Below are 17491 nucleotides of genomic sequence, written 5' to 3' on the forward strand. Positions count from 1 at the left end.
ATCTTTATAGCCTTTATACGAAGATTTTAGAGGAAAGAATACAGACTGGTCAATACCGCTGAATAGTTACAAAGTATGATAGTTCTGCGCAGTCTGTCATTCTGATCAGAACCATAAAGCAGAAAGGAGAGGGATTAAGCCTCTCATCTTATAGTTTTGCTAACTTCTCACGCAAATTCAGTACGATGGAGTTATTAAGAGGGTATGTGCTGTTTAGCAAAGGAACAAAAAAGCCAAATCAAATGATTTGATGCAAATTGGCGTGAGTTTTCACAAAATTATTTAGGACACTATTGATAAAAACATCAAAACTCTTGCAAGAATCAAAATAATATTGTAAATTTACAGCGTCAAGAATAGGAGAACGCTCAGGATTGTCCGCATGCTCTAGACGGCAACGCAAGCAATGTTCAACCACTTGTCGGATGTTGAGGAGTACTATAACTATAAGCCTTTATATTTTAATCGATTATATATAAGTGTACTCATGCATTAGAATGAGAGCAGAACCCTGATGCTTTAATAAGGGAATTATGAAAATTCTAAAAACTTTAAAAAATGAAACCGACATCGTTAAAAGTTAAGATGCAGAGTATTGCACAGAATGAAATGCAGAACACAATGGGTGGAGCTAATGTAAACGCGAAACTGAAGACCGTTGTAGTAATCGGCAAGAAGAAGAACGCTACAACAATGCTGTTCTAAATCTGTAGGCTAATTTCGAGGAAGGCATTCGAATCATCTCTTATGCCTTCCTTTAAATATAATAATGCATCAATCACTCCAATAAGCTTGAATAGACAAAATGAAACCATATAAGGCTTGTTCACCAGCAACAACAATTAATAGAATACGAAAGAGTCTGGATGAAGTAGGTATTTTCCTACAGGAAGCATCATACAGCAACAGCGATTGTCTTTTCACATCGCGTGTGCATATGTCAGGAAAGTTCTCACCTCTAAATATAGGAACAAATGGAAAGGGGACCACATATGAATATGCATTGGCAAGTGGATATGCTGAGTTTATGGAAAGGCTTCAGAACAATATGTTGTTTCGAGGGTTCAAGAATGCTGAAAAGCATAATCTGTCCAAGATGGACGATTGTTTTTACAAAAGACATTTGATAGAGCAAGGATTGGCACTAGACTTCCTATATGACCCTAAAGAATCAGATATTTTGATGGAAACAGAGGTTGAAAATCAGTTTGTGTTTCTCAAGTCCTTATTCCCCTTCATTAACACGAAATCCGATGCCATCAGTTTCTTCAAGGATTATCTGATGTTCAAAAATTGTAAATGTGTTCCATTCTACTCTGAAGAGGATAAAGGAGAGGTCATGTTGCCAATAGAACTGATACTCATTTCTTGTGGTTCTAATGGTATGGCTAGTGGTAACACCAAAGAAGAGGCTCTTATTCAAGGCTTTTGCGAGATTTTTGAGCGTTATGCTGGTTCACAGATATATAATCAGAATCTCACGCCACCTACTATTCCTATCTCTGCATTTAAGGATTATCCTGTATATTCTATTATCGAGAAACTACAGGAAGAAAATCGTTATAAACTAATCATTAAAGACTGTTCTTTAGGGAAGGGCATACCTGTACTGGGAGTTCTGGTTATAGATGAAGAAATGGGAAAGTACAATTTTAATCTCGGATCAGCACTAAATCCTGGTGTGGCTTTAGAGAGATGTCTAACAGAGCTATACCAATCAGCCACAGGCCTTTCATGGTATGACATTACCTTTGAACAATATGCCAATAATCCTAAGTATGATGAGTCTTTTATCTTCTCTAATGGCAACAAGCTGTTCCTTGACGGGAGCGGTAATTGGGGAGTGTGTCTTTTTAAGGAAAAACCATCATACGAGTTTAAAGGTTTGAACGATATCCTTGACGTAACCGATGAGGGTGATATTTCTTTTATCAAGAGCCTTATCCATGGTCTTGGTTTTAGAATTTATATAAGAGACGTTTCATTCATGGGACTGAACTCCTATTATATAGTTGTGCCAGGAATGAGTCAGTTCGCCACCAAAAGGAAGCACTATGAGGTGCTGAACGACACATACTATAGCTTGAACTCTCTTCGCAACATAGAACACATATCAAAAGAAGAGCTGCTGGATATGTGCAAGAAAGTAAACAACGACTATCAGTTGCTGAAAATGTTTAGTTTTAATTTCAATGAAATGCTGGTTTTCCACACCAACCGCGACTTGCATGAATTGAAATTGGAACAACTGCTATTTATGCTCAACTACAAAGCAGGAATGATAAAAGAAGCCTATTGGTATCTGCAGGAATTCTTGAAAAACAAGGACTTCGGTGCTTACAAGTATTATTATGGTATTAAAGACTACGTCAGGCTTAAATTGGAAAATAACAGTGATGACGAAATCAAGAATAAACTAAGCATCCTGTACAGTGATGAATTGGCAGAGATTATTGATGATGTGAAGGATCCTGACAAGATTTTACGTTACTATGAATGGCCTCAGAACTTTAATTGCGAGAATTGTGCCTTGATTGACGAATGCTGCCAGTTGGATCTTTTGAGAGTCGTGAAGAATATTCAGGGGAAACATCAAGAAGCGAACATCAACCATAATACCTTTATCTTCTGAAATGAAAAAGTCAATACTCATACTAATAGGACTTCTAATAAATCTGAGTTTTTGCATCGCGCAAAATCAGAATAAGGTATCCGGCCATATAACAGACTCATTGACGAAGAAACCAATAGAATTTGTCAATGTCGTATTGCTGAATGCCGACTCAGCGTTTGTTTGTGGTGCTGTAACCGATTCATTGGGCTATTACGAGCTTAGTGCAAAGAATTTGGTGGAAGGCAAGACTTACATCATTCAAGTTACCCATGTATGCTATGATAGAAAGAGGGTTTCTTTTTATCATAGGGAGCAGACAGATGTGTCGATAGAATTGACGGCAAACACCACTTCACTTGATGAAGTGGTGGTAAATGGAATTAAAACAAAAGTGAGGAACAGACTGAACTTCACCTATTCTTTTACCGACCAGATGAAAGAGAATGTCAGACTGACATCCCGCCTCTTGGAAAACATCCCAACAGTATTTGTTGATTGTAACAGTACAGTGCATATAAAAGGAAGTAGCAACATCCTAATTCTCAAAAATGGTATTGAGCTGACAGACAATAGTCTTGTTGACCAAATTAAACCTGCAAGTGTGAAGCGTGTAGAGATTATGTACAACATACCAAGCCAGTATGCCAACCTCAACTACACCGCCATTATGAACATCATAACAGAGCGCGAACAGGGCTATTCCTTGATGGTAGACAACAAAACAGCTTTTGACGCCTCAATGAATGATACGAAGGTGAATATAGGATATGTAACAGAAAAGAACTCGTTTTACCTGTTCTATAAGCAGTATTATCGCAACTTGGAGATGAAGACAGAAGACAGGATATTCGATAAAGGAGGTATGCTTTCATCAGAAGACCTATACACAACATCTCCACGCAAAGAGTGTGACAACGAGTTTTTCTACGGCTATACCTATCAGCCTAGCAGCAGATTTCAGATAGGTGTTGACGGTTATCTTTCTCTTTATAGGGAAAGGTTTCAGAATACGTATGAGAATCAGAACACGTTGTTCTCGGTGTTAAAAGAAGCGTTTAACACGCAGCACTATAAAGGTTATGCCAACTATAAAGACGAGAAAAATCACTTGAAGTTTGAAGTGTCGTTTAATAAGAAGACAATAGACGATAACAATACTTATTTCACAGGCAATTCCTTGATTAGGCAGAATGAGAACCAGGAGATCTATGGCTCGAAACTCGATTACAACAGAAAATTTGATGAAACAACGACTCTTTATAGCGGCGTGAAGTATTCACATAACAAAACCAAAGGTCTTTTCAACAACAGTTACACGGATATAGCAGAAAGATACCATTGCAATAACATGTTTGCTTATGCAGAACTCATGAAAAGCCTTGGTGAAAACTGGACGGTGGATGCAGGGGTGAGTTTTCAGAATTATCATCGTTCCTTTGCAGATGGCACACGAGTGAAGGACACAGATTTCTTCCCAAAATTCAATGTCTCGTATGCATGGGATAACAACAACTTGGCTTTGGGATATTCATCTTATCTGAACGATCCCAGTATCTGGCAGATGCTTCCTTTCATTAAAAAGGAAAGCCAGAATATCAGCACTAAAGGCAATCCGTATCTGAAGCCACAGAAAAGCGGTACGCTATCCCTTGAATACAGTTATTCCAAAGGCAATTTCTATCTGGCATCCTCTGCTTATTACAAACAAGTCAATAATCAGGTAGCCAGCAGCCTACTGACAGATGGCACTAACGCTACTCTTGAATTTATCAACATCAACAAGGTGCAAAACTTTGGTCTGGACTTTACGCTATCGTGTAACCTTACCAAATGGTGGAGCGTGAACTTCTATGCCGATGCGTTGAGCCGACGTATTGCTGCCAACAGTTTCTACGACACAAGCATGTTTTCCTATATGGTCCAGATGCAGAGCAACTGGCACCTGTCTTCTCGTCTAACAGCTATTGTGCAATACACATACAACAGTAAAGAGCTGCAATACAATGGGTACAGTAAATCCCGCGACTCCAGCATAGGAATGGTCAACTATACGCTCAACGACTATCTTGACCTATACCTAGTGTTCATCCAACCCTTCGGCAATTTGAAGAGTCATAGCAGAATTCATCAAGCCACACAGTATGTTGACATGAAAGATAAGGTCTACTCACAAAAGGTCATGCTGTGTTTGACATTCAATCTTAGCAAGGGAAAGAAACAGTGCGAGCGAAAGATATACGAAAACGAGTCTAAAAAACACTAAAGCATGTTTCATAGGTTCCGTATAGTGAGGCAATATGACAGTGTTGACTGCGCCTTGGCATGCCTGAAGATGATTTGCCAGCATTATAAGATGTACCATTCACTTGATGCGAGTGAATATTCTTATTACATATCTAAGGATGGCATATCATTGGCATCGGTAGTGGAAATAGCCCGGAAGAATCATTTCGAGGTAGCCTGCGGAAAAGTCTTTTTAGAACAGTTGACGCAAGAAGTAACGCTGCCCTGCATCCTATACTGGAATCGAAACCACTTTGTAGTATTATACAAGATAAGCCAGCTACATGGAAAATTTTTTTTTCATATGGCTGATCCTGCAAAGGGACATGTTGTGTTTTCATTAAGTGAGTTCGAACAGCATTGGTCAACAGATACTGTTGACAGCAGAGCACAAGGTATTGTCATTCTGTTAGAACCCGACGGCAACTGTCAACCAACAACAGTCAAGAAAAGAAAAACAGAAAAAAAAACTTTCCTCCCTATTCTGTTATCCTATAAGAAGATGCTTTTATATCTCTTGTTGGGCGTATTAATAGGGGCTGGCATACAAATGGCTTTCCCTATTCTAACACAATGGATTGTAGATAAGGGTATAGAAGGGGGCGACATCAGCTTTATCTTGATGGTACTTATTGGCCAGATGGCACTTATCACGGGAAATATGTTCAATGACTTCTTCAGGAAAGTTCTTGTCCTGAAGCTTGGTTCCAGGTTCAGTATCAGCCTACTTACAGACCTTGTTGCAAAAATGCTGAGGCTACCAGTCAGATTCTTTGACTCAAAACCCATGGGTGATTTCATCCAACGATTACAAGATCATGACAAAGTAGAACGTTTCGTGACGGTCTATTTCGTGAATTGTGTGTTTTCGCTGATTACACTATTGGTTTTGGGAATTGTTTTAATGACATATAACGGTTATATTTTCCTAGTGTTCGTTTTAGGCAGCATTCTATATATCATCTGGACCTACTTGTTTGTGAATAAAAGAAAAACACTAAACTATGAACTCTTTGCCGTAAAAGCTAAGAATCAGGGAAAGTATTATGAGATACTGAAAGGAATTACTGAGATTAAACTTCAAAATCTGGAACAAAGAAACCGCGACGATATTGAGAACATACAAAAGAATTTATACCATACAAATGTAAAAGCACTTAAAATAGACCAATACCTGGATGTGGGGAATGTGTTCATCAATGAACTGAAAAACATCCTTATCACTTTCCTCTCAGCCTATTTTGTTATCCGGGGTGACATCACCTTTGGTATGATGATGTCTATACAGTATATCATTGGCGAGCTGAATGTTCCCATAGCCCAATTCCTCACCTTCATTGCCGGTTATCAGGATGCTAAGCTTAGTTTAGACCGTATGAATAGTATTTTCTCAATAGACAATGAAGAAGACGGGGGCAAAGAAGCTTTTAAGCCACAACATGGTGTCATCTCTGTGGAGCATTTGCATTTTAAATATGTGATGTCAGGAAACGACATTCTCCACGACATGAACCTTTGTCTCCCCTTAGGTAAAAAGATAGCCATCGTAGGATCCAGTGGTAGTGGTAAGACAACGCTTGTTAAACTGCTACTGAAACTCTATGAACCCACTCAAGGGAAGATAGTTGTTAGTAATACCGATATCAAAAATGTGAAAAATCGTCTTTGGAGAAACAGCTGTGGTGCTGTTTTACAAGATGGTTTTATTTTCTCTGGCACACTGCGAGAAAACATCATCTTAGAAAAATCCTTCAATGAAGAACGTTTCCACCAGGCTGTTTCCATTTCAAATGTCGAAACGTTTGCAGAGCCTCTTCCATACAAATACGAGACAAGAATAGGTGATAATGGTATGCGCCTCAGTCAAGGGCAGATACAAAGGATTCTCATAGCGCGAGCTATCTACAAGAATCCCGACATCTTCTTCTTCGATGAAGCCACCAATTCGCTTGATGCCAACAATGAAAAAGACATCTTGGAAAAACTGAAGCCCATCCTGAAAGGCAAGACGGTATTTGTTGTTGCCCACCGACTAAGTACAGTAAAGGATGCCGATATTATTTTGGTCATGGATCATGGAACCATCATAGAGCAGGGCACCCACACCTCATTAGTAGAAAAACAAGGCTATTACTATCAGCTCATCAGGAACCAATTGGAATTAGGGAATTAGTCATCATGAACAACATTTTCTATAATTACATTGACAGGCTGCTGCCTAGTTGTTTTTTCTGTCTTGAAGAGAAAGTGAAAACCTTGCTAACACAGGGTGATGTCTCTTCCCCCCACAGTATAGATGCAGAGCAATGTCCTTTCCCCGATAATTATGTTGTCATTCCTATAGAAAACGCTGTTTTACCATTCTATCTCACTTGTATCGACAGAAAATATACATTTCTTCTGATTGACAGGCACTTGAAAGATGTTTACTGCATTACAAAGAAGCTGAAAGTGTTTCTTATGAGGTTTCGAAAACCGATGAACAGACAGGAAATCTCAGAACACATCCAGACGTATCATGATCGTGTGTTTCTTAGAGAATCTATTGCCCAAGGTTTTCTATTGCCACAACGTGAATCCTGCGAGCTTCCCCCTTCTGTTATTTCCTACAACTTCCCTCAAAGCCTATACACAGTTGTAGAGGTATTGACACAGAGCACCTATAGCATTAGCTATCATGTTAGGAGCCGCACGGGGCAAGACCTCTTTCTTAAGCAACTGCGACTAACCGACCCTGATCAGCGAAAACATTTCCAGAAAGAGATAAGCATCATTAAAAGACTTCAAGATTCTCAAAACATATTGAAACTTATCTGCTTTGATATAGAGTCCATGTATTATGTTACGGAATATATCCAAGGAAGAAATCTGGAAGTGTGTTATCACACCATGAACTTTTCGGAGAAAATAGACATCATAAAGCGCATTATAGCTGTGATCGCAAATTTGCACTCCAGAAATATAGTACATGGAGATCTTCACCTCGCACAGTTTATCATATCAGATACAGGTATTCTCAAACTGATAGATTATGAAATGCTGGGAGACATTACCAGTAAACATGTGTTTCCCTATATGGGTGCTACATTTGAGTATATCGAGCCAGAGTCGTTAAGCACAAACCCATTTGTACTTATACAGAAAGAAGATATTAATTTCAAAGCTGAGGTTTACCGCCTAGGTGTACTCATCTATACCATTATTTACGAAACGCCTCCCTTTTATGAGATAACTTGGAAAATGCTTTGTGAAGCGATACTTCACGAAAATCCAACATTTGTAAAAACCGACAATAAGGGCCATCGGATTCCAGATTGGATTATTGAACTCATAAAAAAGTGTCTGCACAAGGATCCAAATCAAAGATACGCTTCTGTATGCGAAATAGATAACTTTGGAGTATAGAAATTGTGTAATGCAAATGCAATAGTATCCTAAATAATTTTCTACAAAAGTGAAGGAAGTAGTTTTCATTAAGGCAAAAAAGTCTTACCTCAGTGTTTTCACCAAACCAAACCTTCCTTCATGGCAAAGATAAGACTTTTCGCACAAGTAATCAAAAATTACTGAAAGAATTAATCAAATCACAGATAAAAAGCATGGTACGGACAAACATGTCAAGGGTTTCAACACATGGAGTCACCTTGTGAGTATGATATTCTGCCAATTTGCCGACTGTGTATCTCTTCGTGAGATAAGCAATGGTCTTCAATCCGCTAACGGCAATCTGAACCACCTAGGGCGTCTTCCCGTACGCGCTCTAAGTCCAATCTTGCTTATCAGAACGAGAAACGCTCCTGTGCGTTTTCCCGAGACTGCTATTACGCCCTTTGGGGTTATTTCGGACAGCAGGTAAGCTTTTCCGGGCGTAAGTTCCGCTTCAAGAATGCCGTCTTATGCTTTTGCTCCCACCATCATCACGCTATGTGCCGAGGTGTACGGCTGGGCGCACTATACCCATTCCAAGGGGGCAGTAAAGCTGCACACGTTACAGAACTTCAGCACGCTACTTCCTGAATATGCGCATATTACAGATGGAAAGACAGCGGATAACACGGAGGTGAAGTCAGGCAGTATGGATGTAAGCGACCGAGGTTACTTTGACACGCTCGTTCTGAACTTTTGGGACAGCATCAAGGTGCTCTTCGTGGCTAGGGTGAAAGACAACCTGCTATATGAGTGCATGAAAGAGCGAGAATTGCCCGATAACGTTCATCCAGAAGTACTCATTGATGAGATTGTGAGGCTGAGAGGAAAAGAAACTACCGAACAATACCTAAAATCCATACGGAGGATTGCCGTGTACAATGCCTGGCCAGATTCACGATGGAACTATTCATCAACAACATGAAACTTTCCGCAGGAACCATAGCGGCCTTGTCTAAGGCAAGGTGGGTTATTGAAATCTTCTTCCGCAGCATCAAGCGGAACTTTCATATCAAGAACTTTGTCGGCACATCATCCAATGCCGTAGAGATACAGATATGGACAGCACTCATCACTATATTGCTCTTTGCAGTACTCAAACAGCAGGCTACATACAAATGGCACTTCTCAAATCTCGTTTTATCGCTAAGACTCAACACATTTACAAAAATCGTTCTGTATCAATGGATAATCTTTTAGTTTTTATCCGCTAAATGCATCTATAAGGGTCTTATACGGTCTGTAGGGTTTTCCTCATAAGATATTTAATCCTGTATAATTCGTTGTAGTTCAATCATTAATAATAATCTAGCATAGATAATTTACCTCCGTTTAAATTATATCATAAGTAGTATTGCTAAATGTAAAAAGTCTTTTAGCGTGTACGTATTTAACGGATGAACTATATTAATTGGGAAGAAATAATCGTTTACAACAGTTGGTTCATACGTCAGGTAGATACAAAGCAGGTGGTTTCACTCAATGAAGGCATACGTACCAACCGTATTTTGTCGGTTGTGCTTCAAAGTCCTTTTCTATCCAAAGCTAAAATGATTTACACCGATAAACTGAAAAACTACAGAAATCTTATCAGTCGAAAAATACATCGCACTATCTTCCGCTCTACCAACCATATCGAGCAGCACAATCTTACACTTCGTACCCACCTAAAACGACAGAACCGAAAAACGATTTGTTACAGCTGTAGTTTATTAGTGCTGACGGCTATCATAAAGATTTATTTATGGGTACTTATGGGTATATAGCTAAGTTCCGTAATCGTCACACCGCAACCACAATACCCAATCCGTGTTTGCACTACTTGTCTGGAATGAGATGGGACAAGGCTGGGGTGTTCTTTATCCTTTGAATCTCTGAATCAACAAGCGATAATATCTCTTGCTTTACCTTGCGATAGTTGGCTTCAATAGTCTCTTTGAGGTTATCGGAGCCATTTTCGTTTATGAAGTTTGCTATTACAGGGATTGATTGGTATGCTTTCATTTCAGCAGAAACTTTGGCACTATCCACAACAATCTCTGCGTGGAAAATCTTCTGGTCGATGCGTTCATCGAAGTTATCGGACACAGCCCCTACAAACATTCCTTGCGTAAGGTTGCTGATTTTCGATGCAGGGATAAGACTGTCCATCTGTGTGGAGATTGAAGTGGATTTATCGTTGCGGTTGATGGTCATCGATTGTCGTTGCTGCAAGACCTTGCCAAAGCGTTCAGAAAGCGTCTTGGCTGTTTCTCCCACGACTTGACCACTGAACACATTACCAACCGTGTTCTGTATCACCTTGCTCTCCTTATCCCCATAATCACGGGTAAGCTGTGAGAAGTCTTGAAAGCCCAAACATACCGCCACCTTATTGCTTCGGGCTGTAGCAATGAGATTATCCAGCCCACGGAAGTAGATAGTCGGCAACTCGTCGATAATCACAGAACTTTTGAGCTGCTTCTTCTTATTGATGAGCTTCACGATACGGCTATTGTAAAGTCCGATTGCAGCCGAATAGATATTCTGGCGGTCGGGATTATTACCAACGACAAGGACTTTTGGCTCATTAGGGTTATTGATGTCAAGTGAGAAATCATCGCCCGTCATCACCCAATAGAGAGCAGGGCTTATCATACGAGACAGCGGTATTTTGGCACTGGCTATCTGTCCCTGCAACTGGTCCTGTGCTCCACCCTCCCATGCGTCCATAAAAGGGGAAAGGTAGTTGGCAAGTTCATCGTAGGAAGTGAGTATCGGGAATATCTGTGCGTAGGGACGGTTGAGAAATTCGACGGCATGAGGGAAGGTGCAATACTTTCCGTTCTCATAGATTTTCAGAAACCATATAATAGCTGCCAATAGGATAATCGGTGACTCGACAAAGAAATCTCCCTGCTTCTGTATCCACGAACGGTTCAAGTTGAGCATGATGGTGTAGGCACTTTCGTAAGCGTCCGATATATCCGTCATAAAGGCAGGATTGATGGGATTGCACCGATGCGATTTCCTCGGATCGTCAAAGTTGATTACATAGAACTGTGGCTTCACCTTGTAGGCATCCAAGTGATTAAGCAGGTGATTGTAAGCAATCTCTGAAAGGTCGGGAAACTTATAATCGTAGATATACATCGCAAAGCCCTTTTCAATCTGCTGCTTGATGTAGTTGTTTACAATAGCATAGGATTTACCCGAGCCTGGCGTACCGAGTACCATTGAGGCACGAAAGGGATTGACCACATTGATCCAGCCCTTATTCCACTTCTTCTTATAGTAGAAGCGTGTAGGAAGATTGACCGAGTATTCATTCTCCATCAACCGAGTTTCCTGCATGAAACTCTCGTTCTCTGTGTTGAAAACATCGTCCATTAAATTATTCTTCAATAGTCGGCTCATCCATACGCCACCCATCAGCAGGCAGATATAGCCAACGGAAAGCGTGAAGATGTAGAGCGAAGCTGCCCCGATCTTACCGATGGGCAATACCAATAGCCACCAGTTGAGAAAGAAAAAGACAAAGCCTGAGAAAAGCACCGTCCAAATACTTGTCCATGTGATTTTCTCTTCTTTCACTCCTTTTGTCCCCAAGCAAGAAAGGGCAAGGAATACCACACAAAAGAGTTTCGTCCAGAGGATGGACGAGAACAAGCCTGTGGTACGTTGGAAGTTCATTAGTATCTTGTTGATGATACCGAGCGTGAAGTGCCACTCGTGAAACGCTTCGTAGCAGAACCAATAACAGTTGATAAGGAGAAATATCACTGATATACCCCGCATAAAGTCCATGACCTTACCCAATGCTCTTAAATCATCTTCTTGTGCCATAATACTATGTTTTTTTAGCCTCCCCCAACCCCTCCGAAGGGAGGGGAGATAGAAATGCTTGTTTATTTAATGTTTTCTTCGTCTAAGTTTTACCTTACTTTGTTTGCGCAGTTTACGCTGCCAAGCCGCTTCCTTCCAATCATCATTGCCCGTAGATGTGAAAGAGTCACCTACCATGTTCTCGATTAGTTCATCGACAAGGTTGTCACCTTCCTCTGTATCCTGTTGCGAGGGTTGAACGGTTGGCGATGGTTCCAAACAGACAGAAGGACTGCCATACAGCGTTTCGTCCAAGAATGGGTTGTGCGTAGGATTGGAGAAATAGCCATTGAATATGTTGGCGGCATATCCCTTGCCCAAGCGTGAGCCATTGAGTGCAACGCCCACTTCGTCATCAATGAATGTGATGCCATAGATGCGCCCGCTTTCGTTCTTTCGGATAAACACACGCAAACTCTGTTCCTCCAATCGTTGCCGAAGTTCTTCCTCTGTCTTTGGAGAGGTACGCATTGTTTGTAACACCTTGTTCCTTATGGTTGGTATCAGTGGTTTGACGGTTTGTTTCGACTTCTGTATCCTGTTCAGTATGGCAGTATAGCCCACACCACGGCCAATGTCCGAGGCATGGATGGGTGTGCTTACTTTATTGCTCTTGTCAGCTGTCGGAACATAGACCAGTCCGTCATATTTCTTTCCTCGGAACTCCGTTTTTACTTCTTCTACGGCAAGATTATATTTACTCAGTACGGCATTGAACTCGCCCAAGGAGCAGAAACGATAATGTTTCAGCACCATGCGAACAACGCTTGCCACCTGCTCCTTGATATTCCCTTTATCAATATTTACCTTGGGCGTTTCTGCTACAGCCTTCTCAGTAATCTTTGAACTTGGAATGAGACCAAACCTCTTTTCCAAGGCATCGGTAATCTGCTTGCTCCTTCGCTTCTCGAAGCGGTCGTCAATCTTCCTTCCTTTACTGTCTACCCGAAGTGATACGATGTGTATATGCTCACGGGCGATGTCGCTGTGCTTGAACACGATATAAGGTTGATTGCCGTAGCCGAGTGCCTCCATATACTCCTTGGCAATCTGCGTGAGTGTTTCATCTGAGAGCTTCTCGTCCGGATGCGGATTAAGGGAACAATGGAACACCGTTTTCTTCGTTCGGCATACCTTCGGCATCAATGCCTCCATGTCGGCCAGTACATCCTCCATCGTGTAATTGCCATCGCTGTTTTGATACAGCTCAGCGGCAAGAAGAATGCTCGCTTCTCCTTTCTCCACCTTTTTGAAGTTATAACCGAGTGCTCCTCTAAGGTTCTCCGTTGCAGAAATCTTCGCTATCATTTCTTTCTGTAATCAATGGTTAAATGGATAGCCTGTTCCTGTAAGGCGATGATTTGAGCCGAGAGTTTCTCCAATTTCTCAAGCATAATCTGTGCAGTCTTCACGCTGTGATAACTGTTAATGGCACGCACGGTTTGGTTATAGAGCACGCCAATCTTATGGATTTGTGCCGTCAGTTCGGAGAGCTTTCGGTAATATTCCACAGCAGACTTGTCCACCGTAATCACCTTGAAATGCTCTCCAAGAATACGAGCACGCACAAAATCTGACTTCGTTTCTGCACCCGAACGCTGAAACAAATCTATCGCCCGTTGCTGGTCTTTGGGGTTGGGCAACCGTACATGCCAGTTGTCCCAACGAGGCCTCTCTGCCTTTTTTCGTTCTGAACCGTGTTCCTTGTCCTTATTCATATCCCTTCTGTTTTCTTAATTACGACTTTGGAGTAATTCATCTCCCCTTCGGGGCAAGGGTCTTTGTGGTACAAACGGCGGTTTGTGTCACAAAGACACACCTTGCTGATATCAAGAGTTGATGCGATTGGAGCATCCACCTTTCAGGGTGTCCGCTTCGGGGAGGTCAGCTCCATGTTCTCTATCCGCCTGCAAAGTTACGGCGGATTTCCAAATATCTCATTATCAATGATATTCACTCTTTTTCCTTTCATTTCCCTATACTTCACAGGCATAGAAAAATCTATCGAAAAAGCTTTTATTTTGCAGACAGAACGAGCGGACAATCGCTCGAACAAACGTTCAAAAGGACGATAAAAAGTTCGGAAAATAGATTGTTCGATTTCTCGATAGTTCGAGATGTAGATTTCTCGAACTCTCGACAAACCGAATGGTTGATAGAACAAATGATTGATAAATCAAATGACCGACAGATCGGCAAGACAAACTATAAAACAAACTGTCGATGGTTCTATCGGACAATCAAACGTTCAAACGGCATATCGCCCAAAAGACAGTTCAACAAATAAAAATATCTATCGCAATGGAACAGACAAATACATCGCCCATCTTTCTGGGCTTTTCCTCCCAGAAGGGAGGTGTCGGAAAAAGCACGCTGGCAGAAATCGTCAGCAGCATCCTCTATTATGAGAAAGGCATCGAACTCTTCATCGTGGATTGCGACCTTTCGCAAGACTCCTTTTACAAGCTCCGCCAAAGGGAAAAGACCTTTGTCGAGGAAGATTCCTTGGTTTCCCAGCAGATGAACAACTATTTCTCAACATTGGGACGCGTTTCCTACCGTGTGCTTAAGGCCGACCCGAAGGGTGCCATCGCCAAGGCTGCCGAACACATCCGCAAAAACCCAAAGAAACGCTTTGATCTGGTGGTCTTCGACTTTCCCGGGCATGCGGGGACGAGCGACCTTCTGGAACTCTCACTTGAAATGGACTATATCCTTTCACCCATCGAGGCAGATGTGCAGTCAATGGTCTCCTGCCTTGCCTATGCCAAGACCATGCAGGACCTGGGAGTTTCGATGACCGGGGCACGCATCAAGGATGTCATGCTCCTTTGGAACAAGGTGGACAGGAGGGTGAAGAGTACGCTGATTGAGAAATACAGCGAATACATTAGGAACGAGGGCTACACACTGTTTGACGAGCATGTCTATGCCGCCCATCGTTTCAGTCACGAGTTGGAACAATACGGCTTTCGTGGGGCATTCCGTTCCACTTATCTGGCTCCGGGCAAAGCCCTGCGTGCAGGCACGGGGTTGGATGAGATGATTGACAACCTGCTCACGCATATCAGACTAAAGAAGGAGGCGGGCAATGGCACGGATTGACGAACGGAGAAAAATCTTGGAAGCCAAGCTCAAGGAGATGTCAGAGGACGGCATGATGAAAGGAAAGCCCAAGGATACGCTTGCCTTCGACCCGCCCGATGAGGATGAAGAAAACGAGCAACAAGAGGCGAAGAAGATTATGCCGGTTCAAGGGAAAACTCCACTTCTCCAAGAAACGAATGCGGAAAGGGCAAGGAAAGTGCCGCATGAGACTCAGGTACTCTCATTGGACGATTACCAGACACGCTATTTTCACGCTGTCCGTATCCGCGAAAAGACAGCCTTCACGATGAACGTGGAGACCTTGCAGGTACTAAGGAACGTGCTGCAAGACTTGGGTGAACGGGTATCGATGGCTGCATACATAGACAACATTTTGCGTGAACACCTCAGGGAGCATAAGGAACTGATCAACAATGCCACGGCAAGACAACGGCGTAAAACAACCATAACAATATAACACATTATGACAACAAACGATTTTCTGATTTTATTCTTGGTATTCAGCAATATTCTTCTGATTGCATATTGCAGTGTCATTTTCTTTCAGGTTTACATAAGAGATAGAAACACCAAGGAATACAACACGGACAATCCCACTCCAGTAAAGAAAACGGCGTCCGGAACTCAGCATCTTATGGAAGACCGCAAGGATTTGACAGGGGCTGATTACATTGCTGATTTTATGCTGCAGAGCACAGAGGAACAATGGGAGGATTACAAAACCAAGTTCTTTATTCCAAGGCGGTCCCGAAACAAATCGGGGTTCACGATCAACACAGAGACCTTAACCATACTCCGCAATGTTCTCCGCGATACGAAGGCGGAAACGACGTTGACGGCTTACATAGAGAATATCCTTACCAATCACCTCAAAGCCCATCAGGAGCTTATCAATGAGATTGCAGACAAGCAGAAATTAAAAAACACCTTATACCTGTGAATATGGAAACTGTTCTTTTAGATATTCTCCTTTTCTTGGGTGTAGTATGGATGCTCCTCTGTACTGCATATCTTTGGAGGCTTTTTCAAGACTCAGCAGCCCTATCAGGTAAGAACACCCCGAAACAGAAAGCTGGCAAGCCCGGCGAAAGCCCCAAGCCTTCTGTTTCCCAAGAGCAAATTGACAGTGCACGCCATATTCTGGTAGGCAGGAGTAAGCCTTTCACTTCTCCGTCTATCCCTGAAGTTCCCGCTGTTTCCCCGTCTGAAAATTCAGCCAAAAATCCTGATACTTTTGCAGGGCAAAATATCCCGACAGGGCAGGATACAACCGAAAAGGTAGGAAGTACCGCTGAGGAGGGCGACAATGAGATGAATGTCGACTATACGATGGACGAACCTGACGAGGACACCATAGCCCGTGAGGAACTGCAATTGGAAATCCGCGGACGAAGTGAAAGCCTGATAGCAGACGATTCTCTGCCCGAAGTATCACCGTCCAGTATCCTCGCAAGGGATATTATCCGTGTCAATGGTTGGCACAGGAATGACGATGCACTCGATGAGGAAAACGAAACTGACGTTCACGAAACGCTGCAAGCGATACGAGGAACTGAGCTCATGGAATACATGAAAGAAGTCGCACTCGGACAGGAGCAAGACCATCAAAAGCTACTCGCTGCCATCCGCAAGGTCGAAGAAACGGAGTTGCAGGAGAATGATACAGAAATGACTTCTGCCCCTGGGACAGACAATGAAAACAATAACGAGGAAATTGCGGAAGAAAAGCCGCTTTCCTACTATCTGTAAAATAATCATATTGCAAGCAGGGAAGGAGCAACGGCCGAAGCGGCTCACTGGTAAAACAATCCCATACGATAAGACAGAGCCAGTTCCACCGTCTCCTCCCATCAAAGATTTATCATTAACAACTTAAAATAAACAGAACAATGGACAAAAAGAAAATCATGATGCTGCTGTTCCTGCTGACGGCTACCGCCATAGGAGCATACGCACAGGGCAACGGCATGGCGGGTATCAATGAAGCCACAAAGATGGTAACAAGCTATTTTGATCCAGGCACAAAGCTTATCTATGCTATCGGAGCCGTAGTAGGTCTGATTGGAGGAATAAAAGTGTATAACAAGTTCTCAAGTGGTGATCCCGATACGAGCAAGACCGCAGCCTCTTGGTTCGGTGCGTGTATCTTTCTCATCGTGGCTGCCACTATCCTGAGAAGTTTCTTCCTGTAAGGCG

Annotated in this window: 14 protein-coding genes and 1 pseudogene; 12 read left to right on the forward strand and 3 right to left on the reverse strand. The window is 42.2% G+C overall.

Annotated features, from left to right (window positions below; genetic code table 11):
• The first annotated feature begins 558 nt into the window (after positions 1–558).
• The 7 genes and pseudogenes from HMPREF2955_RS16180 to HMPREF2955_RS05340 all read left to right on the forward strand — a co-directional run bounded on the left by HMPREF2955_RS16180 (position 559) and on the right by HMPREF2955_RS05340 (position 10089).
• Positions 559–705 (forward strand): hypothetical protein, encoded by a 147-nt coding sequence (locus HMPREF2955_RS16180; protein WP_168166868.1) that lies wholly within the window; start codon positions 559–561, stop codon positions 703–705.
• A 100-nt stretch (positions 706–805) separates the two neighbouring features.
• Positions 806–2632 carry a YcaO-like family protein gene (locus HMPREF2955_RS05315; RefSeq protein ID WP_083317635.1) on the forward strand — a complete coding sequence of 609 codons (1827 nt, stop codon included), beginning with the start codon at positions 806–808 and terminating at the stop codon, positions 2630–2632.
• A gap of 1 nt (position 2633) precedes the next feature.
• Positions 2634–4877, forward strand: coding sequence for a TonB-dependent receptor (locus tag HMPREF2955_RS05320; RefSeq protein WP_083317636.1), 2244 nt, complete (start codon positions 2634–2636; stop codon positions 4875–4877).
• A 3-nt stretch (positions 4878–4880) separates the two neighbouring features.
• Positions 4881–7070, forward strand: coding sequence for a peptidase domain-containing ABC transporter (locus HMPREF2955_RS05325; RefSeq protein WP_070721631.1), 2190 nt, complete (start codon positions 4881–4883; stop codon positions 7068–7070).
• A gap of 5 nt (positions 7071–7075) precedes the next feature.
• Positions 7076–8302, forward strand: coding sequence for a protein kinase domain-containing protein (locus tag HMPREF2955_RS05330; protein WP_070721633.1), 1227 nt, complete (start codon positions 7076–7078; stop codon positions 8300–8302).
• A gap of 120 nt (positions 8303–8422) precedes the next feature.
• A pseudogene (locus HMPREF2955_RS17145) lies at positions 8423–9523 on the forward strand (IS4 family transposase).
• Between the two features lie 197 nt (positions 9524–9720).
• The gene (locus HMPREF2955_RS05340) at positions 9721–10089 is read left to right on the forward strand and encodes an IS1 family transposase (protein ID WP_070721635.1); all 369 of its coding nucleotides are present in this window, start codon (positions 9721–9723) and stop codon (positions 10087–10089) included.
• A 52-nt stretch (positions 10090–10141) separates the two neighbouring features.
• Here HMPREF2955_RS05340 and mobC read toward each other — a convergent pair whose 3' ends face one another.
• The 3 genes from mobC to HMPREF2955_RS05355 form a co-directional block, all read right to left on the reverse strand.
• Positions 10142–12148 (reverse strand): conjugal transfer protein MobC, encoded by a 2007-nt coding sequence (mobC, locus tag HMPREF2955_RS05345; RefSeq protein WP_070721637.1) that lies wholly within the window; start codon positions 12146–12148, stop codon positions 10142–10144.
• 66 nt (positions 12149–12214) lie between these two features.
• Positions 12215–13495 carry a conjugal transfer protein MobB gene (gene mobB / locus HMPREF2955_RS05350; RefSeq protein ID WP_070721639.1) on the reverse strand — a complete coding sequence of 427 codons (1281 nt, stop codon included), beginning with the start codon at positions 13493–13495 and terminating at the stop codon, positions 12215–12217.
• Complete coding sequence (locus tag HMPREF2955_RS05355; RefSeq protein ID WP_070721640.1) at positions 13492–13905, reverse strand: plasmid mobilization protein; 414 nt, start codon at positions 13903–13905, stop codon at positions 13492–13494. The genes mobB and HMPREF2955_RS05355 overlap by 4 nt, the downstream gene beginning before the upstream one ends.
• Positions 13906–14488: 583 nt before the next feature.
• On the opposite strand from HMPREF2955_RS05355, the gene HMPREF2955_RS05360 reads away from it, so the two are divergent.
• The 5 genes from HMPREF2955_RS05360 to HMPREF2955_RS05380 all read left to right on the forward strand — a co-directional run bounded on the left by HMPREF2955_RS05360 (position 14489) and on the right by HMPREF2955_RS05380 (position 17487).
• Positions 14489–15292: a nucleotide-binding protein gene (locus tag HMPREF2955_RS05360; RefSeq protein WP_070721643.1), complete on the forward strand. Its 804-nt coding sequence runs from the start codon at positions 14489–14491 to the stop codon at positions 15290–15292.
• Positions 15279–15752 carry a DUF3408 domain-containing protein gene (locus HMPREF2955_RS05365; protein WP_070721645.1) on the forward strand — a complete coding sequence of 158 codons (474 nt, stop codon included), beginning with the start codon at positions 15279–15281 and terminating at the stop codon, positions 15750–15752. Before HMPREF2955_RS05360 ends, HMPREF2955_RS05365 begins: the two co-directional genes overlap by 14 nt.
• Before the next feature lie 6 nt (positions 15753–15758).
• Positions 15759–16235: a DUF3408 domain-containing protein gene (locus HMPREF2955_RS05370; protein ID WP_070721647.1), complete on the forward strand. Its 477-nt coding sequence runs from the start codon at positions 15759–15761 to the stop codon at positions 16233–16235.
• Between the two features lie 2 nt (positions 16236–16237).
• Positions 16238–17044 (forward strand): hypothetical protein, encoded by an 807-nt coding sequence (locus HMPREF2955_RS05375; protein ID WP_070721648.1) that lies wholly within the window; start codon positions 16238–16240, stop codon positions 17042–17044.
• A 140-nt stretch (positions 17045–17184) separates the two neighbouring features.
• On the forward strand, positions 17185–17487 hold the full coding sequence (locus HMPREF2955_RS05380) for a DUF4134 domain-containing protein (protein ID WP_070721650.1): 303 nt from the start codon (positions 17185–17187) through the stop codon (positions 17485–17487).
• The last annotated feature ends 4 nt before the right edge of the window (positions 17488–17491 follow it).

The organism is Prevotella sp. HMSC073D09, assembly GCF_001814145.1.
In the GTDB taxonomy this organism is placed as follows: Bacteria; Bacteroidota; Bacteroidia; order Bacteroidales; family Bacteroidaceae; genus Prevotella; species Prevotella conceptionensis.